19 protein-coding genes and 2 riboswitches are annotated in these 22918 nt (G+C 68.5%); of the genes, 3 read left to right on the top strand and 16 right to left on the bottom strand.

The annotated features are described in order from the left end of the window. Positions 1–3: 3 nt before the first annotated feature. The 6 genes from HOP58_RS17560 to HOP58_RS17535 are packed head-to-tail and all read right to left on the bottom strand — an operon-like array spanning position 4 to position 9990. The gene (locus HOP58_RS17560) at positions 4–633 is read right to left on the bottom strand and encodes a precorrin-8X methylmutase (RefSeq protein ID WP_103968109.1); all 630 of its coding nucleotides are present in this window, start codon (positions 631–633) and stop codon (positions 4–6) included. Then, entirely contained in the window at positions 617–1858 is a 1242-nt protein-coding gene (locus HOP58_RS17555; RefSeq protein ID WP_234261033.1) for a cobalamin biosynthesis protein CobG, read from the bottom strand. The genes HOP58_RS17560 and HOP58_RS17555 overlap by 17 nt, the downstream gene beginning before the upstream one ends. Beyond that, the gene (gene cobN / locus HOP58_RS17550; RefSeq protein WP_234261032.1) at positions 1855–5736 is read right to left on the bottom strand and encodes a cobaltochelatase subunit CobN; all 3882 of its coding nucleotides are present in this window, start codon (positions 5734–5736) and stop codon (positions 1855–1857) included. Before cobN ends, HOP58_RS17555 begins: the two co-directional genes overlap by 4 nt. Next, positions 5736–6860: a cobalamin biosynthesis protein CobW gene (gene cobW, locus HOP58_RS17545; RefSeq protein ID WP_010629268.1), complete on the bottom strand. Its 1125-nt coding sequence runs from the start codon at positions 6858–6860 to the stop codon at positions 5736–5738. The genes cobN and cobW overlap by 1 nt, the downstream gene beginning before the upstream one ends. Further along, positions 6857–8245, bottom strand: a complete 1389-nt coding sequence (locus tag HOP58_RS17540) for a cobyrinate a,c-diamide synthase (RefSeq protein ID WP_234261055.1) — start codon at positions 8243–8245, stop codon at positions 6857–6859. The genes cobW and HOP58_RS17540 overlap by 4 nt, the downstream gene beginning before the upstream one ends. Then, entirely contained in the window at positions 8245–9990 is a 1746-nt protein-coding gene (locus HOP58_RS17535; RefSeq protein ID WP_234261031.1) for an AAA family ATPase, read from the bottom strand. The genes HOP58_RS17540 and HOP58_RS17535 overlap by 1 nt, the downstream gene beginning before the upstream one ends. Before the next feature lie 143 nt (positions 9991–10133). Then, a riboswitch (cobalamin riboswitch) is annotated at positions 10134–10342 on the bottom strand. A gap of 351 nt (positions 10343–10693) precedes the next feature. On the opposite strand from HOP58_RS17535, the gene HOP58_RS17530 reads away from it, so the two are divergent. The 3 genes from HOP58_RS17530 to HOP58_RS17520 are packed head-to-tail and all read left to right on the top strand — an operon-like array spanning position 10694 to position 13535. Further along, a complete protein-coding gene (locus tag HOP58_RS17530) occupies positions 10694–11710 on the top strand; it encodes an ABC transporter substrate-binding protein (protein ID WP_234261030.1) in 1017 nt (338 codons plus the stop codon). Continuing rightward, positions 11707–12774 carry an iron ABC transporter permease gene (locus tag HOP58_RS17525; protein ID WP_234261029.1) on the top strand — a complete coding sequence of 356 codons (1068 nt, stop codon included), beginning with the start codon at positions 11707–11709 and terminating at the stop codon, positions 12772–12774. The genes HOP58_RS17530 and HOP58_RS17525 overlap by 4 nt, the downstream gene beginning before the upstream one ends. Beyond that, positions 12771–13535 (top strand): ABC transporter ATP-binding protein, encoded by a 765-nt coding sequence (locus HOP58_RS17520; RefSeq protein WP_010629273.1) that lies wholly within the window; start codon positions 12771–12773, stop codon positions 13533–13535. Before HOP58_RS17525 ends, HOP58_RS17520 begins: the two co-directional genes overlap by 4 nt. A gap of 51 nt (positions 13536–13586) precedes the next feature. Here the strand turns inward: HOP58_RS17520 and HOP58_RS17515 are convergent, their stop codons facing one another. From HOP58_RS17515 to cbiB, 10 genes are all read right to left on the bottom strand, one after another. Further along, positions 13587–14354 carry an ABC transporter ATP-binding protein gene (locus HOP58_RS17515; RefSeq protein WP_010629274.1) on the bottom strand — a complete coding sequence of 256 codons (768 nt, stop codon included), beginning with the start codon at positions 14352–14354 and terminating at the stop codon, positions 13587–13589. Further along, complete coding sequence (locus HOP58_RS17510; protein WP_026038222.1) at positions 14354–15334, bottom strand: iron ABC transporter permease; 981 nt, start codon at positions 15332–15334, stop codon at positions 14354–14356. Before HOP58_RS17510 ends, HOP58_RS17515 begins: the two co-directional genes overlap by 1 nt. Positions 15335–15341: 7 nt before the next feature. Further along, the gene (locus HOP58_RS17505; protein ID WP_234261028.1) at positions 15342–16211 is read right to left on the bottom strand and encodes a cobalamin-binding protein; all 870 of its coding nucleotides are present in this window, start codon (positions 16209–16211) and stop codon (positions 15342–15344) included. Positions 16212–16257: 46 nt separating this feature from the next. Then, a complete protein-coding gene (locus HOP58_RS17500; protein WP_234253059.1) occupies positions 16258–18138 on the bottom strand; it encodes a TonB-dependent receptor in 1881 nt (626 codons plus the stop codon). 125 nt (positions 18139–18263) lie between these two features. Further along, positions 18264–18492: riboswitch (cobalamin riboswitch) on the bottom strand. A gap of 52 nt (positions 18493–18544) precedes the next feature. Then, complete coding sequence (locus tag HOP58_RS17495) at positions 18545–18973, bottom strand: bifunctional adenosylcobinamide kinase/adenosylcobinamide-phosphate guanylyltransferase (RefSeq protein ID WP_234261027.1); 429 nt, start codon at positions 18971–18973, stop codon at positions 18545–18547. Continuing rightward, positions 18925–19569, bottom strand: coding sequence for a histidine phosphatase family protein (locus HOP58_RS17490; protein WP_234253057.1), 645 nt, complete (start codon positions 19567–19569; stop codon positions 18925–18927). The genes HOP58_RS17495 and HOP58_RS17490 overlap by 49 nt, the downstream gene beginning before the upstream one ends. After that, positions 19521–20279 (bottom strand): adenosylcobinamide-GDP ribazoletransferase, encoded by a 759-nt coding sequence (cobS, locus tag HOP58_RS17485; protein ID WP_234253056.1) that lies wholly within the window; start codon positions 20277–20279, stop codon positions 19521–19523. The genes HOP58_RS17490 and cobS overlap by 49 nt, the downstream gene beginning before the upstream one ends. Continuing rightward, a complete protein-coding gene (locus HOP58_RS17480) occupies positions 20276–20836 on the bottom strand; it encodes a bifunctional adenosylcobinamide kinase/adenosylcobinamide-phosphate guanylyltransferase (protein WP_234261026.1) in 561 nt (186 codons plus the stop codon). Before HOP58_RS17480 ends, cobS begins: the two co-directional genes overlap by 4 nt. Then, positions 20833–21918: a threonine-phosphate decarboxylase CobD gene (gene cobD / locus HOP58_RS17475; protein WP_234261025.1), complete on the bottom strand. Its 1086-nt coding sequence runs from the start codon at positions 21916–21918 to the stop codon at positions 20833–20835. Before cobD ends, HOP58_RS17480 begins: the two co-directional genes overlap by 4 nt. Positions 21919–21934: 16 nt before the next feature. Beyond that, positions 21935–22915 (bottom strand): adenosylcobinamide-phosphate synthase CbiB, encoded by a 981-nt coding sequence (cbiB, locus tag HOP58_RS17470; RefSeq protein WP_234261024.1) that lies wholly within the window; start codon positions 22913–22915, stop codon positions 21935–21937. Between the last annotated feature and the right edge of the window lie 3 nt (positions 22916–22918).

The raw sequence follows: 22918 nt of genomic DNA, 5'->3' as shown, positions 1-22918 counted from the left end.
GGCTCATTCGCTGCGATCCGCCATGGCATTGAGGGCGGCCACCGTCACCGCGCTGCCGCCGAGGCGGCCTTCGACGATCACGCAGGGGGCCGCGGCGCTCTCCCACAGGGCCTGCTTGGATTCGGCGGCTCCCACGAAGCCCACCGGGCAGCCGATGATCGCCGCCGGACGCGGGCACGCCGGGTCTTCCAGCATGTTGAGCAGATGGAACAGCGCGGTGGGCGCATTGCCGATCGCCACCACCGCCCCGTCGAGATGGGGCCGCCACAGCTCCAGCGCCGCCGCCGAGCGGGTGGTGGCCAGTTCCCTGGCCAGCTCGGGCACCCGCTCGTCGTGCAGGGTGCAGATGACGGCGTTGTCCGCCGGCAGGCGCTTGCGAGTGATGCCCTCGGAGACCATGCGCGCATCGCACAGGATGGGAGCGCCCTGCTCCAGCGCCGTCCGGGCCCGGTTCACCGCATCGCCGCGGAAATGGATATGTGCGGCGAGCTCCACCAGCCCGGCGGCATGGATCATGCGCACCGCCACCGGCTCCTCCTCCGGCGCGAAGCGCGCCAGCTCGGCCTCGCGCCGGATGATGGAAAAGGACTCCCGGTAGATGGCCGGGCCGTCCGTTTCATAGACGTAAGGCATCGCGATTCTTCTCTAGGTGTTCGATAACATCGGATTCATCCAGGCCGGTGGCCACCGGCGTCCCATCGGCGCGACCGCCGACGATCAGGTCGAAGCGTCCCGCCCGGCCGGTCAGGCAGAGGTCCGTGGGCGTCTGGCAGGCGCAGCCCTTGGCGCAGCCGGACAGGTGCACGCTGCCCGCTACCTGGCCGTTCAGCCGTTCGGCCAATTCCTGAGCCAGCCCCAGGGTCGCCACGCTGGCTTGCTCGCAGTAAGGCGCCCCCGGGCAGACCTGCATGGCCAGGCGCGGATCGCACTCGCTCTCCAGCAGCCCCGGCGGCGAAGGCGCCCCGACGGGAAAGCCCTCTACCAGCAGTCGTCGCCAGGGGGTGACCCGCACGCCGCCGACCGAGTCCGCAATGACCGCGGCCCGCAGCGTCGCCGCCGGTGCCCGCCCGAACGGCAGGCCCAGCACCCGGCCCCAGGCGTGCTGTCCCAGGGCCGGCACGCAACCGGCGGCGGCAGGCCGCTGCGTAGCAGGCGCCCAGGGCGGCAGCGGCGCCGGGTGCCGACGCATGCGGCCGGCGTCGATCCCGCCGCTGTCGACGAACCAGTGCAGCAGGCAAATCAGCAGCTCGACGGCGGCCGCGGGCGAGTCCACCGGGGTGCCCTTTTCCCGCCCGTCGGCACGGACGAGCAAGGCGCCCGAAGACTGCGCCGGCAAGCCCCCTTCCAAGCCCCTTTCCAAGCCCCCTTCCAGCGAGCGTTCGATACGGAAATCCGCCGAGACTTCGCCCAGCAGCGGCACGGCGCCGGCATCGATGGCCACGCCCATCTTGGCCGGCAGTGCCGGCAGCGCATCGAGCCGGGCTTCCAAGCGTCGCGCCACCTCATGGGTGGCGTCGCCCGGCTGCCAGTCGGGCGCCAGCAACAGCGGCAGCCGACGCTCCTCCTGCGGGTCCGCCGCCACCAGGCCGTGCTCGACGAGAAAGGCCATCAGCCCGGGCCAGCTGGCGTCGGATACGCCGCGCAGCTGCAGGTTGGCCCGATTGGTGAGTTCGATCAGGCCGCTGCCGAAGGTCTCGGCCGCCTCGCACAGGGCCAGCATCTGGTGCCGGGTGAGCCGCCCCAGCGGGGGGCGCACGCGCACCAGTAGCCCATCGCCGGAAGCCATGGGGCGCCAGGCGCCGGGACACCAGCCCTTGATGCGCGGCGCGCCCGCCGGCCGATTCGCCTGGTTCGTCATGGCGCCGCCACCTCCCGGGTTTCGTCGATCTCCAGCAGCAGGTCCTGCAGGGCCGGGCCCTGTTCGCCGGGCTCCCGCCACAGGCCGCGCTGGATGGCCTCGAGCAGGCGCTCGGCCATCTCCTCCATGGCCGCCGGATTGTGCTTGCGCAGGAACGCCTGGTTCTCGTCATCCAGCACCAGCGCCTGGCTGACCTGGGCATACTGGTAGTCGGCCACCAGGTCGGTGGTGGCGTCGTAGGCGAACAGGTAGTCCACCGTTGCCGCCATCTCCGCAGCCCCCTTGTAGCCGTGTTCGCGCATGGCCTCGATCCACTTGGGGTTGAGCACCCGGGAGCGGATCACCCGGGCCAGTTCCTGCTCGAGGCTGCGCATGCGCGGTCGCGCCGGATTGGCATGATCGGCGTGATAGATGCTCGGTGCCTGGCCGCTGAGGGCGCGGCTGGCGTTGGCCATGCCGCCCTGGAAGGCGTAGTAGCCGTTGGAGTCGAGGATGTCGTGCTCGCGGTTGTCCTGGTTGTGCATCACCGCCTCCAGCCCTTCGAGTTGGTGCTCGAAGGCCGCCCGGGCCGCCACCCCCGACTCGGGAAACTGGCCGTAGGCGTAGGCTCCGCTCGCCAGGTAGGCGTCGGCCAGGTCATCGGCGTGCCGCCAGGCGCGCTCGTCGAGCAGCCGGTTGAGGCCGGTGCCGTACTCGCCGGGCCGGCTGCCGAAGACCCGATAGCCGGCCTCCCGCGCCGCCTGCTCAGGGGAGCGGCCCTGCGCCTCGAGCTCCTGCCGGCGCGCCATGACCGCCGCACGGATGGTGTTGGCCTCCCCCGGCTCCTGGTACTCGGCCACCGCCCGTACCGCCCGGTCGAACAGGCGGATGACGTTGGCGAAGGCGTCGCGGAAGAAGCCGGAGACCCGCAGGGTGACGTCCACCCGCGGCCGCCCCAACAGCATGGCGGGAATCACCTCGACGTCGATCACCCGCCGCGAGCCCAGCGACCACACCGGCCGCACTCCCATCAGGGCGAAGGCCTGGGCGATGTCGTCGCCGCCGGTGCGCATGGTGGCGGTACCCCAGATCGACAGGCCCAGCCGCCGCGGATAGTCGCCGTGATCCTGCAGGTAGCGCTCGACGAAGGCCCGGGCCGAGGCTTCGCCCAGCGACCAGGCGGCCGGCGACGGAATCGAGCGGTTGTCGACGCTGAAGAAGTTGCGCCCGGTGGGCAGCACGTCCAGGCGCCCGCGACTGGGCGCACCGCTCGGTCCGGGAGGGACGAAACGCCCCTCGAGGCCAACCAGCAGCGACTGGATCTCCATCTCGACGCCGCGCTGCATCGCCGCCCAAAGCCCGCCGCGCACATGCCGCAGTTGCTCGGCGGTAGCCGGATAGTCATGGGCCAGGCTGGTCAGGCTGCCCTCCGTCACGACGTGCGTCTCCACCAGGCGGTGGGCCAGCAGCTCCAGGCGCTCGCGGGTATCGGCGGCGCTGCGCCAGGGGGAATCGTCCAGCTCGGCCAGCGCTGTCGGCCGCGGACCGTGCCAGGACTCAGCCCCGGCCGCCAGGGGGTCGAACTCCGGCGGTAGGCCCAGGTCGGCGGCCAGGTTGTGCAGCAGGCCGCGCTGGGCCGGCTTATCGCCCCGCGGCAGCCGCAGGATGGCGACCAGGGTTCCGGCCAGCTTGTCCCGGGGCGGCAGGCTGCCCAGCACGTGCAGGCCGTGGCGGATCTGGGCCTCCTTGATGTCGCACAGGTAGGTGTCCAGCTCGTTGAGCAGGTGCTCGTCGTCCGTCTGCCCGGCCGCTTCCCCGCCTGTTCTACCCTGCGCCAGCTCGCGGTCGATCCCGGTATCGCGCAGGTGGCCGAGGATGCGCTCGCGCAGCAGGGTCTCGCGGCGTGGGTCCATGCCCAGGGCCTGGTAGTACTCGTCGGTCAGCGCCTCGAGTTCGGCCATGGCGCCATAGAGTTCGGCACGGGCCAGCGGCGGCATCAGGTGATCGACGATCACCGCCTGGCTGCGGCGCTTGGCCTGGGCGCCCTCGCCCGGGTCGTTGACGATGAAGGGATAGAAGTGCGGCAGCGGCCCCAGGGCGACGTCGGGCCAGCACTCGGCGGAGAGCGCCGCGCTCTTGCCCGGCAGCCACTCCAGGTTGCCATGCTTGCCAACGTGGATCAGCGCATCCACCCGGTAGTGCTCGCGCAGCCAGAGATAGAAGGCCAGGTAGCTGTGGGGCGGCACCAGCTCGCTGTCGTGGTAGCTCTGGAGCGGGTCGTTACCCAGGTCGCGCAGAGGCTGGATGCCGACGAAGGTTTCACCCAGGCGAATGCCGGCGATCATCAGCCGGCCCTGGCGATGCTTGGGGTCCTCGCTGGGCGCGCCCCAGCGCTGCCATACCGCCTCCTGCAGCGCTTGCGGCAGGGTCCGGAACCAGGCCATGTAGTCGTCGAGGGCGATGCTCTGCCAGCAGCCGCGCTGCTCCAGCCCCCGGGGGTCGTTGGTCACCCCCGCCTGCAGCCGCCGCACCAGCGCATCGCCATCCGCCGGCAGCTCGTCGACCGGATAGCCCGCCGCCGCCAGGGCGCGCAGGATCGCCAGGGTCGAGGCCGGCGTGTCGAGGCCGACGCCGTTGCCGATGCGCCCGTCGCGATTGGGGTAGTTGGCCAGCACCAGCGCCAGGCGCTTGTGCCGGTTCGGCGTGCGCTGCAGGTCGCTGAAGCGCCGTGCCAGCCGGGCGACGAAGGCGGCACGCTCCGGGTGCAGGGCATGGCGAATCACCGGCAGCTGGCAGCGCTCGCTGTAGTGGGCCTCGCTCTTGAAGCCCACCACCCGGGTCATGATGCGGCCGTCCATCTCCGGCAGCACCACCTGCATGGCCATGTCGCGGCTGCGCAGGCCACCGGCCTCGGCCTGCCAGTCCTCCTCGGTGCTGCTGGAGAGGATGGCCTGCAGCACCACCGGCCGACCGACGAAGAGCCCCGCGAGATCCTCATCGAGCTGCTCTTCCAGCGGCGCCTCGCTCTCGTCGGCATGGCGATTGACCGAGAAACCGGTGGTGTTGATCACGATGCCGGCCCCGGTCTGCTCGAGCAGATGATTGACGAAGGCCAGGCAGGCCGGCTCCTTGAGCGAGGCCACCGCCACCGCCAGGGGCGCGAACCCCTGGTGCTCGAGCACCTCGAGCAGGCCATCCAGCACCGCCGTGTTGGCGCCCTGTAGATGGCTGCGATAGAACAGCAGCAAGCAGACCGGGCGCGTCGCGTCCTGCTGCCTGCGCCACTCGTTGAGCGTCACCGCCGACTGGTCCTGCAGGGATTTCCGGGCGGATGTTCCGGGAAAATAGAGCAGCGCCGCGGGTAGCGCCTGGGGTTCGCGCCACGCCAGCGGCAGCCCAAGACACTCGCTGCCGATACAGCGCAGTAGCTGCTCTGCATTGTCGACCCCGCCCTCGCGCAGGTAGCGCCAAACCCGATGGGCCGTGGCGACAGGCACGCTGGAGTCCGCCAGCAGGGCGTCGTCCGGGGCGTCACAGCCCGGCACCAGGATCAACTGGCGGCGCCGGTCGGCAGCGGCCCAGGCCAGCAGGCGCTCATGGCCGTAGCGCCAGTAGCCGCTGCCGCCCAATAGCGAGACGATCACCAGCCGCGCCTGCTCCAGCACCCGGTCTTCGTAGAGGTCGTAGGCGGCCGGCTTGATCAGGTTCATCCAGTTGGCCAGGCGCAGCGAGGGAAAGCCCTCACCGCCGCTCTCGGCCAGACGCTCCGCCGCCTGGGCCAGGGCCGACAGGCTGCTGTCGGCGGCCGACAGGATGACGACCTCGGCGGGGCTCTGCTGCAGATCGACGATACCCTCGTCGTCGACGAAGCCCCCCGGCTTGGCGGCGAAGAGATGCATCAGGGGCTCGTCGCGATCTCGGTATCCGCCAGGGCATCGCGCAGCGCCGCGCTATCCAGCCCCTTGCCGATGAAGACGAGCTGGGTAGCCCGCGGCTCGTCCTGTCCCCACAGCCGGTCGAAGTAGCCGTCCAGGCGCTCGCCCACGGCCTGGATCACCCGGCGCATGGGCTTGCCGGGAATCGCTGCGAAGCCCTTGGCGCGATAGATCTCGTGGTTCTGCAGCAGTTGCTGCAGGCGTGCCGCCAGGGCCTCGCCGTCGACCTCTCCCAGGCGGATCACGCAAGAGTCGAAGTGATCGTGGGCGTGGTCGTGGTGGGCGCCCTCGGCATGGTGGCGGTCGTGGTGGTTGTCGATATGGTCGATGCCCTCCTCGCTGGCCGCGCCGATGCCCATCAGCGCCTCCAGTTGGGCGCGGTCCTCGGCCAGCCCCTTGTCGATGAACAGGGTCTTCACCGATGCCGGCACCCGCTGTGCGACCAGCGCTTCCACCCGGGCCCGTTCGGCCGGGTCGAGCAGGTCGGTCTTGCTGACCAGCACCAGATCCGCCGCGCTGAGCTGGTCGTCGAGCAGCTCACGCAGACTGGGGTCATGATCGAGGGACTCGTCGGCGCGGCGCTGGGCCTCCACCCTCTCCACGTCGTGGGCATAGCGGCCGGCAGCCACCGCCGGACCGTCGACCACGGTGATGATGGCATCCACGGTGCAGTGCTGACGCACCTCCGGCCAGTTGAACGCCTGCACCAGCGGCTTGGGCAGGGCCAGGCCGCTGGTCTCGATCAGGATATGATCGATCGTGTCGCGGCGGGCCATCAGCGTCTTCATCACCGGCAGGAACTCCTCCTCCACGGTGCAGCAGATACAGCCGTTGGCCAGCTCATAGATGCCGTTTTCGACCTCCACCGGAGCGTCACCCGCCTCGTCACGGCCTTCTTCATTACCCTCTTCACAGCTCAAGGCACAGCCGCGCAGCAGGCTGGAGTCGATGTCCTGCTCGCCGAACTCGTTGACGATGACGGCGATGCGCTTGCCGGTGACCTGGCGCAGCATGGCGGCCAGCAGGGTGGTCTTGCCGCTGCCCAGGAAGCCGGTCACCACCGTGGCGGGAATCTTGTTCAGGTTCATCCTTGGGACTCCAGTGAAGTGATGGAATGAGTCTCTAAAGCGCTTGCCGACTGCCCGCTCGCCGTGAACAGCCGGGCCAGGGCGTCGGGATTGTCAGGAAAGAACAGATGCAGGTAGCTGGCCGTGAGGCCGCGCTGACGGTAGATCGCCTCGCCCGGTGCGGGGTGGCGCTGACGCCGACAGAAGGCGATGGGCGCGGGCGTGCCTTCCGCCATCGAGCGGTGATGCGCGTGGCCACGCACCGGCCCCTCCGGCAGCTCGGCGGTCTGCAGGCCCTGACAGCCGCGGCGTCCGCGCATGGCGCCGTGGCCCGGCAGCAGCCCCAGCATGGTGTGGGTCTCGCCGCCGGTATCGGTCAGGCGCTCCAGGCAGTAGAGCAGGCCGCCGCACTCGGCGAGGATCGGCTTGTCGGCGGCGAAGAAGCGGCGCAGCTCGTCGCGCATCGATGCGTTCGCCGCCAGTTGAGCGGCGTGCAGCTCGGGATAACCGCCCGGCAGCCACAGCGCATCGCAGGGCGGCAGGTGGCGGTCGACCAGGGGCGAGAAGAAGCGCAGGGTCGCCCCCATGCGCTCCAGCAGATCCAGGTTGGCCTGGTAGATGAAGCTGAAGGCCGCGTCCCGGGCCACTCCGATGACTCGCCCTCGCAGCGATGGCATGGGGGCCTCGGCGGCCTGTCTCGGCGCCTCGAAGGTAACCGGCGGCAGCTGCAGCAGCGCTTCCGCCAGCCCCTCGGCATCCAGCGCCCTGGCGCCGGCCTCGAAGCGCTGCTCCAGCTCGGCGCGGATCTCGTCGGCCTGCACCAGTCCCAGGTGACGTTCGGGCAGGGTCAGCGCTCCGTCCCGCGCCACTGCGGCAAGCAGCGGAATCTCGGCAGGCAGAGCGGACTCGATCAGCTCACGGTGACGCTGCGAGGCGCAGGCGTTGGCGATCAGCCCGGCAATGTGGATATCGTCACGAAAGCCCGCCAGGCCGGCCACCAGCGCCGCGGCGGTCTGGGCCATGCCCTTGACGTCCATGACGATGACCAGCGGCAGGCCGAACAGGGCGGCCAGGTCGGCGCTGGAGGGCTCGCCGTCGAACAGCCCCATGGCGCCCTCCACCAGGATCAGGTCCGCCTCGCAGGCCGCCTCGAAGAAGCGCTGGCGGCAGTAGGTCTCCCCCGCCATCCACAGGTCGAGCTGGTCCACCGGCCGGCCAGAGGCCTGGGCCAGAATCTGAGGGTCGAGGTAGTCCGGCCCCGTCTTGAACACCCGCACCACCTTGCCGCGGTTGCGCAGCAGCCGGGCCAGCGCCGCGGTCAGCGTGGTCTTGCCCTGGCCCGAGGCCGGTGCGGCGATGAACAGCGCGGGACAGGCAGCGCTCGTCCGCTCGACAGGTTCCTGCATCACGCCTGGCCTCCTGGCCGTGGACGGCCCGCCGACAGCGGCAGGCGACAATAGCGGGCGCCGAGCTGCTCGGCGATGGTCTCGCCCCGCCCCCGCCTGACGGCGGCCTGCTCGGTATCGACGACCAGGCAATCGCCCAGCGCCGGCAGGCCGGCCAGGGATTGCCGGGTGCGGCCGTCGGTGATCAGGTAGGTGCGTATGCGCAGGTCGGCCTCCTGCCGCCGCCATTGGCGAATCAACCGCGCCGCCTGCAGCACGACCTGGCGCAGCGGTGTGCCGCCACCGCCGTCAGCATTGTCGAGCCGCTCACGCAGCGCCTTGGGCGCACGGCGGCGCAGCAGGATCGGTGTGACACCGTCATTGCCGAAGCCGAGCACGGCCATTTGCTCGCGGGCGGCATAGGCCTGCCGGGCCAGCTGCTCGACCAGCCCCTTGGCCCGCCCCAGCAGTTGCCGCCCCAGGGTCGAGGCGGAGGTATCCAGCAGCACCAGATGAACCGTCGGCGGAGCGGCTTGCATCTTGCGATGCTCCAGCCGACGCCAGGGCCAGCGGCCGCGGTTAGCGACCAGGGTGGCGAACCAGTCCGGCCGGGGCGATGCCAGGTAGGAGCGACGCTGATGCCCCCGACGCCTGACCACAGCAGGCGCCTGGGAAGCCTTGGCGCAATCGGGTCCACGCTCATGGGCGACACTGTCCGACAGGCTCGGGGCCGGCACGCTGACGCTTTTCTGCGCTACCGGCGGCATGGCGCCCCACTGCCCCTGGCCGCTTGAGCCGGCCGTGTCGCCACCGGGACCTGCCGGCCCGCTCGACGCGGGTGGCGTACCGGAGCTTGGCGGCGGAGGCGGGTTATGGGCCGAGTGCTTGCCTGGCTCCTGGGCAGGCGGCGAGGTCCGCCGATGCGCCAGCACCCAGGGCTCGACGACATCCAGATCCTCCCTGGCCACGGCAGCGGCGCCGCGCCAGGCGGCATGGGCCTGGGCCGCACGATGCCAGGTCACGTCCGCCCGCAGCCCTTCGACGCCGGCCTCCTGGCAGCCAAGCGCGATGTGCTCGTAAACCCACGCCTCGCTGACGATCTCTGGCAGCGCCGACTGGGCACGCCGGATACGCTGGGTCAGCGCTGCCTGGGTCTCGGCGTGACGTGCCACATAGCCCTGGGGATCGCGGTCGAAGGCTTCGCGCTGCTGCACGATGGCGATGCGCTCTTCCACGCTGACCGAAGCGTGCTGTTCGAGGCAGAGGCCGAAGCGGTCGAGCAGCTGCGGGCGCAGCTCGCCCTCGTCCGGGTTCATGGTGCCGATCAGGCGGAAACGAGCGGGATGGGAATGGCTGACACCGTCGCGTTCGACGACGTTGGTAGCGCTGGCGGCCACGTCGAGCAGCAGGTCCACCAGGGAGTCCGGCAGCAGGTTGACTTCGTCGACGTAGAGCACGCCGCCGTGCGCCTTGGCCAGCAGCCCCGGCTGGAAGGCCGCCTCGCGTTCGGCGAGTACCCGCTGCAGGTCCAGGCTGCCGGTCAGGCGCTCCTCGCTAGCCCCCAGGGGCAGGGTGACGAAGGGCGGCCGACGCCCTTCGCCATCGTCAGGCAGGATCGCCGCTAGGGCCCGTGCCAGGGTGGATTTTGCACTGCCACGCGGCCCGCTGATCAGCACGCCGCCCACACGAGGGTTGATGGCGTTGAGCAGCAGCGCGGTCTTGAGTTCTGCCAGGCCGACCACGGCGGCAAAGGGAAATTCGCTCACGGGAGCCTCACCATGCACCGGCTGGACACGCAGCGGCACACGGCCGACAAGCCATCGGTCGTAAACGGCAACGACGCCGCGGGAGGGGCGGATGGAGCGAACGCAGGCACGGCATCTCCTCGGTGCCCACCGCACCGGTACGGGATGATGATGGATTGATGGGCCGGTCTCCGGGCTCGAGGAGGACGCCAGAACGACGTCGCAGCCTGCACCTTCCCAGCACAATGCCAGTGGTTCCTGCAGGCGACTCACTCATTACCGTTGCGGGGGCAGCGATGGAATTGGCCTACGGCCTCACCATACTTCCCGATTATCCCCTAGACACAGGGGCACCCATTTCAGTCGGACCATCGTAAAGGAACTGGCGCAACCAGCGCAATGCGCAGCGTGTCCTGGCCTGACCTCAGTGCCTGCGGTGGCTCATTTCACAGCCATCTCGCTCGCAATCGACTGAAATTCTTGGATTTAACAGCATGAAAAAGCTTCCCCGAGCAGCTCCAAGGCGCTCCGTAAGCACCAAGCTCAAAGGAAATTTTGGGGTTGTCTTTTACCGCAGGTTTGAATCATGATCCTCGCCATTCGCGCACTCCACCTCAGGCCAAAGGCAGGAAATCCACGGCCGTCGCGAGGAAAGAGATGGCAGCAATTCCTGGATTTACGCAAAACCATCTGAATAAGTCTCCTCAACTCAGGACACCGACCAATGAAAACCACTCGACATCTCCTGCTTTCATTGACACTAATTCCTGCCTCATTTGCCATGGCTAGTGATACGGAATACCCATTGACTCTCACCAATTGCGGCACGGAAATCAGCTTCTCTTCCGCTCCTGAAAGCACCGTTACTGTTGGGCAATCCGCCACCGAGATTCTCTACTCCCTGGGCCTTGCCGACCGGGTGCTCGGCACCTCGGTCTGGTTCAACCCCGTGCTGCCGGAGTTTAGCGAAATCAACGCCGGCATCGAACGACTGGCCGACAATGATCCGAGCTTCGAATCCGTGGTGAATCGTCGACCGGAGCTCGTCGCGGCTCAGTACGAGTGGCATGTGGGGCCCACCGGCAGCGTGGCGAGTCGTGAACAGTTCCACGAACTGGGCATTGCCACCTACATCATGCCCGCCGACTGCGACACCAAGGACAACAGCACCGGAGGTGACGGCACCCGTACCGCCGCCTTCTCCCCCGCTCACGTCTACAAGGGCATCACCGAGCTGGCTGCTATTTTCGACGTGCAGGAGGCCGGCAAAGCGCTGGTGACCGATCTCGAAGCTCGTGAATCCGATGCCATTGCCAAGGCCGAAAGCCTGGAGCTCCCTCAAGATCTGTCGGCAGTTTTCTGGTTCTCTTCTCCCGATAGCTCGGTGGATCCTTACGTTGCCGGTAGGCTTGGCGCACCCGGCTACATGATGGAGCAACTGGGTATTCGCAACGTCATTCAATCTGATGAGGAGTGGCCTATCGTCGGCTGGGAATCCATTGCCCGCTCCGACCCTGACCTGATCGTTATCGCGCGCATGGATCGCCGACGTTTTCCCGCCGATGACATCGAAGAAAAGCTGAACTTTCTGCACAATGATCCGGTGACCCGAGAGATGACGGCGGTGAAGAACGGCAACATCGTCGAGATGGATGCTCATGCAATGAGTGCCACCATGCGCACGATCTTCGGCCTGGAATCGCTGGCCGATGCCTTGACGACGCTCTCCTTCGAACGATGAACCTGGCCGCGACATTGCGCTCACCAGTGGTGCTCCGATGGCGCTGGGTCTGGCTCGCGCCATCGATTCTGTTCCTGGCCGTGATGGCCGGCACCGCGATCGGCGAAACGGCGATTCCGCTGGAGACCATTCTCAAGGTATTGGCGAACCGGCTGTGGGGAGCGGAGCATGTCGTCGACCGAATCGACGCCGGCATCGTCTGGAACTACCGGCTCAGCCGCGCCATCCTCGCCGCCTGTTGCGGTGCCGGGCTGGCCTTGTCCGGCGTCGTCCTGCAAGCCCTGCTGCGCAACCCTCTGGCCGACCCTTTCCTGATGGGAATTTCCGCCGGCGCCTCGACCGGCGCCGTGGCGGTCACCATTGCCGGACTCGGAGCCGGCGCCGTGACGCTCTCTCTTGGCGCCTTTGCCGGTGCGGGGCTGGCGTTCTCCCTGGTGGTACTGCTCGCCCGTGCCGCCGGCAGCGGCACCGGGGGTGGGCGCAGCGCCCAGGCCGCAGGCGCCATCATTCTGGCCGGCATCGCCGGGTCACAGCTGTTCAATGCCCTCACCGCCTTCATCATTGCCAAGTCGGCTAATGCCGAACAGGCCCGGGGCATCATGTTCTGGCTGATGGGCAACCTCTCCGGGGTGCGCTGGGACGACGTCACCCTGGGCCTGCCCGCCGCCCTGGGCGGCCTGCTGGTGTGTCTGTGGTATCGGCGCGCCCTGGATGCCTTCACCTTCGGTGCCGACAGTGCCGCCTCGATGGGCATCGCCGTGCGCCGCGTGCGGGCAATCCTGATCGCCGTCATGGCGCTGGTGACGGCAACGATGGTGTCGATGGTCGGCGCCATCGGCTTCGTGGGGCTGGTGATTCCTCATGCCATGCGCTTTCTGGTGGGCAACCGCCACACCCGGCTGATACCGGCATCGGCGCTGGCCGGCGCCGTGTTCCTGATCGGCGCCGACATCATCTCGCGCATCATCGTGCCGGGGCAGGTGCTGCCGATAGGCGTGGTCACGGCCTTGGTCGGGGCGCCGGCCTTCGCCGTCATTCTGATTCGTGGGACGAGAAGACGATGAGACTGACTGCGGAAGGCGTCGGCTGGACGATCCACGGACACAAGCTGCTGGATGACGTCAGCCTCAGCATTGCCCCCGGCGAGACCTTCGGCCTGATCGGCCCGAACGGCTCGGGCAAGACCACGCTGCTGCGCGTACTGGCCGGACTGCAACGACCGAAGCGTGGGCGTGTGCTGCTGGACGACCGGCCGATGCAGGCAATGCCCCAGCGCGATATCGCCCGTAGCATCGCTTTCGTCGAGCAGCAGGCGGAGACCCACGAGCGCATCGGCGCCAGAGAGGTGGTGGAGCTGGGCCGCACCCCCTTCCTCTCGCCGCTGCAACCCTGGACCGAGCAGGATGACGCCATCGTCCACCGCGCCCTCGAGGACGTCGGCATGCTGCCCCTGGCGGAGCGCCTCTGGCATACCCTCTCCGGCGGCGAGCGCCAGCGCGTGCACATTGCGCGCGCCCTGGCTCAGCAGCCGCGTATCCTGCTGCTCGACGAGCCCACCAACCACCTCGACATCCGCCATCAGCTCTCGATCCTGCGCTTGGTCAAGCAGTTGCCGGTCACGGTGGTCATCGCCCTGCACGACCTCAACCAGGCCATGGACTGCGACCGTATCGGCGTGATGGAGGCCGGCCGGCTGGTCGACCTCGGCACGCCCGAACAGGTGCTGACCGCCGCCAGGCTGCGCCGCACCTTCGGTGTGCAGGCCGACATCCTCGAAGATCCCGTCGATCAGAGCCGAATCATGCGCTTTCGCTGCGCACTATAAAAAGATCGGCGGAGAAGCCCGCCTGAGAAGCCCAACTCAGGCTTCCTCTCCTCATCTAACCGGCACGAACACCGGAGCGCCATCGATCTCGGCGGTGGCCAGTCGCTGGCCGTAGAGCCGCTCCAGGGCGGCGGGTACCAGCATGTTGTCCGCCGGGCCCCAGCACGCCTCGCCGTCGGGATAGAGCAGCAGCAAGTGATCGCACCAGCGCGCCGCCAGGTTGAGATCGTGCAGGCACATCATCACCGCGCGGCCTTCGGCGGCCTGCTCGGCGAGCAGCGCCATCACCGCGCTCTGGTGGTGCAGGTCGAGATGGTTGGTGGGCTCGTCGGCAAGCCAGATCTGCGGCGCCTGGGTCAGCACCGTGGCGATCGCCAGGCGCTGGCGTTCTCCGCCCGAGAGCGTACTGACCAGACGCTCGGCCAGGTGCGCGACGTCGAGGCGTTCGAGTGCCGCCTCGGCCAGGCGCAGGTCTTCGCCGCCCTCCATCTGCCACGCCGAGAGCCATGGATGGCGACCGATCAGCGCCGTCTCACGCACCGTGGCGGGAAAGCCGTCGTGGCGCTCCTGGAACACCAGGCCCAGGGTACGCGCCACCTGTCGCCGCCCCAACGCCGCCAGTGGGCGACCGTCGATCAGCACCTGCCCTGCCCGCGGCCCACGCAGCCCGGCCAGGGTGTGCAGCAGCGTGGTCTTGCCGGCGCCGTTGGGGCCGAGCACGCCCCACACCTGCCCCGGCTCGACGCTGAGCGTGAGCGCTTGGCCGTCGCGCCGATCGGGCACGTCGATCACCAGCTCGCGGATCTCGAGGCGGTTCATCAGCGGCTCCGGTACAGCAGATAGAGGAAAGTGGGTACGCCGAGCAGCGCGGTGATCACCCCCACCGGCAACTGCTCCGGGGCGATCATGGTACGCGCCAGGGTATCGGCCAGCACCAGCAGGGTGCCGCCGGTCAGGGCGCAGGCCGGCAGGATCAGGCGCTGGTCGTTGCCCAGCACCAGACGCAGCATGTGCGGCACCACCAGACCGACGAAGCCGATGCTGCCGGCGGTGGTCACCGCAGTGGCGGTGAGCACGCTGGCCACGACGTAGATGGTCCACTCCAGCGGGCGCACGTTGACCCCAAGGGCCGCCGCCTGCAGCGGGCCGCGAGCCATGACATTGAGGCTACGCCCCAGCGGCATCAGCAGCAGGCAGATGACCAGCAGCAGCGCCAGCGGCGGCCAGGGGGAGCGCGAGTAGGAGAGATCGCCCATCAGCCAGTAGAGCATGCCGGGCAGGCGCTCGGCGGGGCTTATCGCCAGCATCAGGGTGATCACCGCGCCCCAGCCGGCGGCCACCACCACGCCGGTGAGCAGCAGCCGCGAAGGGGTCCAGCTGCCGGTACCGTGGGCCAGGCCGAACACCAGCAGCGTGGAGAGAAAGGCCCCAGCGAAGGCAGAGCCGGTGATCACCGCCCCACCCAGCCCCGCCAGCATCGCCGCCAGCGCCCCCACCGAGGCGCCGCCGGAAAGGCCCAGCACATAGGGGTCGGCCAGAGGATTGCGCAGCAGCACCTGCATCAACGCCCCCGCCACAGCGAGCAGGCCACCCACGGCGAAGGCCGAGAGGGAACGGGGAATGCGCAGGTCGAGAATCAGCGTGCGCGCCAGGGGGCTGCCTTCGCCGCGCGCCACCGCCCATACGTCGCCCAGCGACAGCGCGGCGCTGCCCAGGGTGACCGACACCAGCAGGGCCGTGAGACCCAGCAGCGCGAGCACGGCCAGCGGCGGCCACAATGAGCGCCGGGGCGTGATCATGCCGGCTTCAGCGCTTGGCACGGGCACGCTCGAGCTGCTCGCAGAACAGGCGGCTGCCCTCCAGCAGCCGCGGCGTGGGGCGCTGAATCAGCGACGGCGGCACGAAGTAGAGATTGTCGCGCTCGACGGCGGTCATGCTGGGATACTGCTGCCAATGGGTCAGCCATCCGCGGTTCTCCTCGCCCATGCCGCCGGCCAGGATTGCCTCGGGGTCGGCGGCCAGCACCGACTCGTCGTCGATGCGCGGCACCAGCCGCGACAGCTCGCCGAAGACGTTGACGCCGCCGCACAGGGTCAGCACCTTGCCGATCAGGTGCTCGTCGTTGATGGTCATCAACGGCTCGTCCCACACTTGGTAGAACACCGATATCGGCTCGGCATCGGCGTAGCGCTCGGCCAGCGACGCCATGCCGTCGCGGAATTCGGCGGCGACCCGCTCGCCCTCCTCGCGGGTATCGGCCAGCAGTGCCAGGCGCTCGATGGCGCCGGAAACGCCCTCGAAGTCCCGCGGCTCGATGTAGAATACCGGCATACCCAGCGCCTCGATGGTCTCGAGCTGCTCGGGCGGATTGCCGGTCATCCAGCCGATCACCAGGTCGGGGGTCAACGTCACCAGGGTTTCCAGATCCATGCGGGTGTGGCTGCCCACCGACGGCACGTCCTTGGCTTCTGGCGGATAGTCGCTGAAGGCCACTACTGCCACCACCTTCTCCCCCGCCCCGGCGGCGTAGACCAGCTCGGTGGCGCCGGGCGAGAGCGCGGCGATACGCCTGGCCGGTGCCTCGAGGCACACCTCCCGCTCGCGGTCGTCGATGGCACACAGCGCATCGCCATGCGCCTCGCCGGCCACCGGCCCCGACAGGGCCAGCGTCAGCAAGGCACCAGAAAATGCGGCGGGGCCGAGGGCCCCGCCGAATCGGCCGCTACTGGCCAAAGTGGACACTGACGAAGGCCGCACGGCCGGCATTGAGGTAGTCACGGGAAGTTTCGTACTCCTTGTCCAGGGCGTTCTCCACCGTCAGACGAGCCGACCACAGCGGGGCAAGCTGCCACCCGGCGCGCAGGTTGACGAGCCCAAAGCCACCGATGCGATCAGTGTTGGCGGCATCGTTGTAGCGATAGCCCTGAACGATCCAGGAGCCGCCCAGCGACCACTCGCCCAGCTCGCGGTCGATGTCGAAACGTGCGCTCTGGCTGGCTCGGCGCTGAATACGATTGCCCGCATTGGCTCCGCTACGGTTTTCCGGATCGATCCAGGTCAAAGCGGCAGCCAGAGTCCAGTCCTGTATCTCGGCTCCCCCTGACAGCTCGACGCCCCGAATACGCGCCTCGTTGATATTGGTCGGACGACTATCATTATTGATGGTCTCCGTGGCGATCATATCGTCAACAGACGTATGGTAAGCCGCCAGATCCCAGAACATGCCCTGGTACTGGCCGCGTATCCCGAACTCGACCGTAGAGGACGTTTCCGCTCGCAAGTCAGGATTCCCTTGGTAGGATCCCCAAGTACCGAAGTCCTGATAGGGCCAATACAGATCATTGAAAGTCGGAGCACGGAAAGCCGTGCCATAGCTGGCTCGCAGCGTATGAAAGCTATCCAGATCGTAGCCAAGCGCCAAGCTGCCGGTGACTTCCTCGCCATACGCCTCGTTGTCGTCATAACGTAGAGCAGCTTGCAAGGCGAACGGTGAAAAATCGAGCAGGCCCTGGGCGAAAATCGCCGTGTTGTCGCGACGAGTCACGTCGTGGCCTGTCGTACCGGAAACACGATCTTCACTGTACTCGGCCCCGGCCACCAATTCGTGCACACCAAAGGCCAGGGTATTCTGCCAACGAACAGTCTGAGTACGAGTATCGAGGATGGAAGTGCTTGCCGGTCCCCACTGGGTGGCAAAGGCCTGGTCGTCGAGCTCATCACGCGACTCGCTCAAGGTCAGCCGGCTACGCCAGTTGCTGGTGATCGGTATCTCACCGTAGATTCCGGCAACTTGCTGCACGAAGTTCATTTCACCACCGTCGTACTCATTGCCGCCTTTGGCACGCAATGCCAGCACGCCTACTTCCGCATCAGTTTCGAAAGTATGGGCAATACGAACCAGCCCAGAGGTATTGTCGTACCCCTTGTCCTCGCCATCGCGACGAATGGGTGTACCGTCCGTGGTGAAATGACTGCCGGCAAAGCTGTAGCGGGTGCCGCCGCTGCTGCCGGAGAGCCCGGCGCTGTAGCGCTGGGTGTTGAAGGAGCCGCCGCCCACCGAGACGCGTGGGTGCGGACCGCCTTCCTGCGCTTCATGCGTGAACAGCTGCACCACGCCGCCCACCGCATCGGCCCCGTAGAGGCTGCCCCGCGGGCCACGCACGATCTCGGCACGCTGGAACATGCGCGGATCGAGATAGTGCCAAGCTGCACCGCCCGCCGTCGCCGAGCGCAGGCGAATGCCGTCGATCATCAGCAGCGTCGACTCGTTGCCGGTACCCCGCAGGTAGACGCTGCTGTTCTTGCCGAAGCTGCCGTTGGTGATGACGTCCACCCCCGGCTGGCCGCGCAGCATATCGGTAACGCTGGTGGGGTCCTGTCGGCGCAGGTTGGCCTCGTCGAGCACGGTCACCGAGGAGAGGGTCTCGTCGGCGGTACGTGGCGCCAGGGTGGCGGTGATCACCATCGGATTGAGGGCGACGACATCGGTGTCTTGATTGACCGTGGTCTGGGCCTGAACGGCCAGAGGAAGCGCTGCCAGGCCGAAGGCGGCCAGGCCCTGCGCAGCCATAGGGAGCGCAGCCAGGTGAGGTTTGGTTTTCATTTTGATTCCCTTGCTCGCCGTGCCTACCCGCACGGTCTTCTAGGCGAAGCCGGGGTGGCGTGAAGGGATCGAGAAAGGGAGAGGTGAACGGCGGCGCCTGCCCTGCCTCGAGGTAGCCCACCGCAACCCGGCAAATTATCTCAGGCCGGTCTCCGGGCTGACGAGCGAAGCGTCGACTGCACGCTTCGGGTCCATCGCCTTCCCATGCAAAGCACAGTGGCGTGATGATGGACCTACACTCGATCACCGTTGCGGGGGCAGCGTCGGAATGCGCCTCTTCGTCTTGCGAAGAGAGTCACCGACTTCCCGTTTAACCTCGATAGGACATGAGGCGCCTGAGAGTGGGCGTAAGCTAGCAATCTCGCGCCAGGGCGTCAACGCAGGGTTAGGCGTGTATTGAGACAGATCAAAGCGTTAGCGATTTCACCAGCCCATTCCATACGTACCAGACCCGCTCGCAGCGTGCCGCGGCGTCCTGGGCCAGCCAACCGTTGAGGTCCCGCAAGCGCCTGTTCTCCCGGCCGAGCGGCACGATGCCGCGGCCCATTTCGAGCAGGATCAGCACGGCCTGACCACCCTGCTCGGCTTCCCAGGCGCGCAGCGCGTCGAGCTCCCGCGCCATGGCCTGGCGCAGCCGGTCGTCGTTCGGTTCATCGGCGAGCCGCTGGCCGATCCAGCGCTCCCAGCCCTCCAGCACCAGGCAGCGGGCTTCCGTCAGCGAGCGCCAGGCCTCGAGCCGGCAGCCGGCATGGGCGGAGTGCCAATGCGGAGCGTCGAAGCGCTGCGTTACGGCGTCGCGCTTGCCGGCGCAGGCACCGCCGATGAAGAGCTGCATTGCCAGCATCCCTCTTCGTTCATGGAAAACGTGAAGCGGCGTCCCTCCGCCTGGACGACGTCACCCTGCCAGAAGCCGATGCCCTCGAAGCGGCGGCGTAACTCGCGAATCACCCCGCCATGGGTGACCACCAGCACGCGGCGTTGGCCAAGCGCCGTGCAGGCGCCAAGCACGTCGCCGAACCAAGCGTCGAGCCGCCGGCCCAGGTCGGCGGTGGACTCGCCGCCGGGCGGCGGCTGCCGGCCTTCGCTGTCGATCCAGGCGCGATAGAAGGGCTGCGACTTCAGCTCATCGTAGGTACGCCCCTCGTAGTCGCCGAAATCGAGCTCGCGCAGACGCGCATCGAAGTGCGTCGGCCAGGCCCTCTCGCGCCCTTCGATCACGTGCGCCAGGGTCTGCCGGCAGCGGGTCAGGTCGCTGCAGTGCACGGCGTCGAAGGTCTGCTCCTCCAGCTCCCCGCGCAGCGTGTCGAGGCCCGCCAGGGCGTCAGGCAGTAGCAGCGGGATGTCGCGCTGCCCCTGGTAGCGACGCTCGCGATTCCACTGCGTCACCCCGTGACGAACGACCACCAGCTCCAGGCGACCAGCAGCAGCCATAGCTCTCCTCCCTCGATTGCGGTTCCGACGATATCGCCGTTGATGCCCTTGAAGGCACGCAGCATGCCCCAGGCATAGAGCATCAGGAACGGCGCCAGTGCAAGGCACAGCCACACCCCGCCCGGCACCAGCACGGCCAGCGGCAGCAGCGGCAGCGCCGCGAGCCATAGGTCCCGCGGCACCAGGTCACGCTCCCAACTGGCGGCCATGCCCTCGGGCCGCGCCGCCGGAGCCAGTACCAGCAGCGCGACCGCGGCCAGGCGCCCCAGCCCCAGAATCATCACCAACAGCAGCAGGTTCGTGCCGATGTCGATCATCACGAACAGCAGCGCGGCCTTCCACAGCAGCAGGAACACCAGCGCCAGGATGCCGAAGCTGCCGACATGGGGGTCCTTCATGATCTCCCATTTGCGCTCCAGCGGCGCGTTGCTGCCCAGGGCGTCGGCCACGTCCATCAGGCCGTCCAGGTGCAGCCCACCGGAGAGCGCCACCCACAGCGTGAGCAGCGCCAGCGCCAGCAACGGCGCGGGCAGCAGGTTCTCGAGCAGCGTGGCCATCGCCACCAGCAGGCCGCCGAGCAGCACGCCAGCCAGCGGATAGCAGCGCACCGCCCAGCGCCGGGTGGCCGGCGTCCAGGGGCAGGCGAAGGGCAGCGGCAGCCGGGTCAGGAACTGCAGCGCCAGCACCAGGCCGTAGGCGGCGTCTTTCATGATGGCTCTCCATCACGGCGCTTCCACACCTGCGGCAGCCCGGCCATCACCTGGATCACCTCGTCCGCCTCCTGCGCCACCAGGCGGTGAACCCGCTGTAGAAAGGCCAGGTAGCGCCACACCTCGGCGTCCTCGGGGGGCATGCCTTCGTTGACGTCGTTGGAGACGATCACCAGCGCCACGTCGCGTCGCCGGGCCTCGGCCAGCAGGTGCTCGAGCATGGCGATGCCTCGCACCTCGGCGAGCTCGCTGGCATGCTCGCTGGAATAGAGCAGCTGGCTGGCCCACAGGGTCAGGCAGTCGAGCAGCAGCGTGCCGCCCGGCTCCACCTGCTCGAGGGCGGCAATGAGGTCCACCGGTTCCTCCAGGGTGATCCAGCCCTCGCCCCGGGCTTGCCGATGGCGGCCGATGCGGGCCTGCCACTCGCCATCGCTGCCGCTCCTCGCGGTCGCCAGGTAATAGCGGGCCCCGCCCCGTTCGGCCTGCCAGCGTCGTGCCAGGGCTTCGGCATGGGTGCTCTTGCCGGAGCGCGCCCCGCCGCTGATGAAAGCGATCATGGATTTCTCCAACGGGTGATGGCTTCGACCAGCTGAGCATTCTCCTTGCGCGAGCGCACCGCCACCCGCAGCCAGGCACCCTCGAGGCCGATAAAATTGTGGGTATGGCGCGCCAGGATGCCGCAGCGCGCCAGGTGTTCCAGCAGCGCCGGCATCGACTCGCCGTGCGCATCCCTGAACAACAGGAAGTTGGCGTGGGAAGGCACGACGTCGAGCCCCAGCGCCTCGAGCTCGGCATGCAGCCAGGGCCGCTCGGCGTCGAGCCAGGCGCGGGTCCGTGCCAGATAGTCACGATCCGCCAATAGCGGCGCGACCAGCCCCGCCGCCAGGGCGTTGACGCTCCACGGCGGCTGCAGCTCGCCGATACGCCCTACCACTGTGGCCGAGCCCAGCAGGTAACCCAGCCGCAGGCCGGGAATGGCGTACAGCTTGGTCATCGAGCGCAGCAGCAGCAGGTTGTCGAAGCGGGCCAGCAGCGGCGTGAGCCGCTCATCCGGTGTGACGAAATCGACGAAGGCTTCGTCCACCACCAGCGTGGCGCCGTGGCGCTGGGCTGCCGCCAGCAGGCGCTCGATCCGCTCGCGCTCGATCAGCGTGCCGGTGGGGTTGTTGGGGCGGCACAGGAACAGCGCGCCGGCAGCGCGCATGGCCTCAGCGGCACGTGCCTCGTCCAGCTCGAAACGCTCACCCGCCAGCTCGACGTGCTCCACGGCGATGCCGTAGTGGCGGCAGGCGCGCGTATACTCGCCGAAGGTGGGCTGCACGATTGCGGCCCGGCTCACCCCCTGCCTGGCCAGCAGCGCCGCGGCGAGGAAGATCGCCTCGGCACCGCCATTGGTCAGCCGCACCTGTTCGGCGGGCAGCTCTTCGGCGCGGGCGACGGCCTCGCACGCCTCGCGATAATCGGGGTCGGGATAGGTGGCGAGCTCCGCCACGCTGGCGGCGAGCCGCTCAGCTAGCCACGTCGGCGGCCCCAGCGGGTTGAGGTTGGCGCTGAAGTCGATGACCTCACTGCCACCAGCGAGGCCGAAGCGCGGCAACAGCTGCTCCGGACGCCCGCCGTGACTCGGCCAGTCGCTCATACGCCTCTCCCCTCGCTCATGCCCATGCGCTCCACGTCCCGGCCACACCGGCCATCAGCAGGAAGAAGACCACCCAGGCGCCGTGCATGTGAGTCACGGCGCGCTGGATATGGACGACTCGCAGCGGCTCGCGGGGCTCGCCCAGCCTTACCCGCTCTGAGACCCGCCCGCCGTAGGTATTGGTGCCGCCGAGCTGCACGCCGAGCAGGTACGCCATCATCGCCTCGGGCCAGCCGGCGTTGGGGCTGGGATGGCCCGGCGCGTCACGCCAGGTGCCAGCCAACGCTCCCTGCCTACGCGCCCCCGGCAGCGCCAGGGCGGCCAGCCACATGCTCAGGGCGGTGAGCCGGGCCGGCACCCAGTTGGCCAGATCGTCTAATTTGGCCGAGGCGTAGCCGAAGTCGGCGTAGCGCTCGCTGCGGTGGCCGACCATGGAGTCCAGCGTATTCACCGCCTTGTAGGCCAGTGCCAGCGGCGCCCCGCCGAGCAGCGCCCAGAACAGCGGCGCGGTGATGCCGTCGACCGTGTTCTCGGCCACGGTTTCCACCGTGGCGCGGGTTATTTCGGCCTCGTCGAGGGCCTCGGTATCGCGTCCCACGATCATCGCAACGGCCCGGCGCGCGGCGTCGAAGTCACCCCTGGCCAGCGGACCGGCCACTGCGAAGGCAGCATCGCGCAGCCCCTTGATCGCCAGCGCGCTGACCAGCAGCAGCAGTTCGCCGATGAGTCCCAGCCAAGGATGCAGCCCGGCGAGCAGCGTCAGCACGCTCCAGGCCAGGGCATAGGTCAGCCCCACCACGCAGCCGGTGAGCAGGAAGCCCTTGAGCCGCCGGGCTCGGGGCGAGCCCCGGTTCCAGCGGCGCTCCAGCGCTTCGATCAGCCGTCCCATGGCAACCACCGGATGCGGAAGCCAGCGCGGGTCGCCGATCAGCAGATCCAGCGCAATAGCTCCCAGCAGCAGCGCCAGCAGGGCCAGGCTCAGCGGCTCGGCGCTCATGCT

This window comes from Halomonas sp. MCCC 1A11062 (assembly GCF_021404355.1).
GTDB classification, from domain to species: domain Bacteria; phylum Pseudomonadota; class Gammaproteobacteria; order Pseudomonadales; family Halomonadaceae; genus Halomonas; species Halomonas aerodenitrificans.
The sequence above is the reverse complement of the archived record's forward strand: the minus strand, read 5'-3'. Positions and strand labels throughout refer to the sequence as shown.

Bases quoted from the DNA above. Each gene is read 5' to 3' on its own strand.
- HOP58_RS17560 (WP_103968109.1), bottom strand. From the start codon at position 633: ATGCCTTACGTCTATGAAACGGACGGCCCGGCCATCTACCGGGAGTCC.
- HOP58_RS17555 (WP_234261033.1), bottom strand. From the start codon at position 1,858: ATGACGAACCAGGCGAATCGGCCGGCGGGCGCGCCGCGCATCAAGGGC.
- cobN (WP_234261032.1), bottom strand. From the start codon at position 5,736: ATGCATCTCTTCGCCGCCAAGCCGGGGGGCTTCGTCGACGACGAGGGT.
- cobW (WP_010629268.1), bottom strand. From the start codon at position 6,860: ATGAACCTGAACAAGATTCCCGCCACGGTGGTGACCGGCTTCCTGGGC.
- HOP58_RS17540 (WP_234261055.1), bottom strand. From the start codon at position 8,245: ATGCAGGAACCTGTCGAGCGGACGAGCGCTGCCTGTCCCGCGCTGTTC.
- HOP58_RS17530 (WP_234261030.1), top strand. From the start codon at position 10,694: ATGAAAACCACTCGACATCTCCTGCTTTCATTGACACTAATTCCTGCC.
- HOP58_RS17525 (WP_234261029.1), top strand. From the start codon at position 11,707: ATGAACCTGGCCGCGACATTGCGCTCACCAGTGGTGCTCCGATGGCGC.
- HOP58_RS17520 (WP_010629273.1), top strand. From the start codon at position 12,771: ATGAGACTGACTGCGGAAGGCGTCGGCTGGACGATCCACGGACACAAG.
- HOP58_RS17515 (WP_010629274.1), bottom strand. From the start codon at position 14,354: ATGAACCGCCTCGAGATCCGCGAGCTGGTGATCGACGTGCCCGATCGG.
- HOP58_RS17510 (WP_026038222.1), bottom strand. From the start codon at position 15,334: ATGATCACGCCCCGGCGCTCATTGTGGCCGCCGCTGGCCGTGCTCGCG.
- HOP58_RS17500 (WP_234253059.1), bottom strand. From the start codon at position 18,138: ATGAAAACCAAACCTCACCTGGCTGCGCTCCCTATGGCTGCGCAGGGC.
- HOP58_RS17495 (WP_234261027.1), bottom strand. From the start codon at position 18,973: ATGCAGCTCTTCATCGGCGGTGCCTGCGCCGGCAAGCGCGACGCCGTA.
- HOP58_RS17490 (WP_234253057.1), bottom strand. From the start codon at position 19,569: ATGGCTGCTGCTGGTCGCCTGGAGCTGGTGGTCGTTCGTCACGGGGTG.
- cobS (WP_234253056.1), bottom strand. From the start codon at position 20,279: ATGAAAGACGCCGCCTACGGCCTGGTGCTGGCGCTGCAGTTCCTGACC.
- HOP58_RS17480 (WP_234261026.1), bottom strand. From the start codon at position 20,836: ATGATCGCTTTCATCAGCGGCGGGGCGCGCTCCGGCAAGAGCACCCAT.
- cobD (WP_234261025.1), bottom strand. From the start codon at position 21,918: ATGAGCGACTGGCCGAGTCACGGCGGGCGTCCGGAGCAGCTGTTGCCG.
- cbiB (WP_234261024.1), bottom strand. From the start codon at position 22,915: ATGAGCGCCGAGCCGCTGAGCCTGGCCCTGCTGGCGCTGCTGCTGGGA.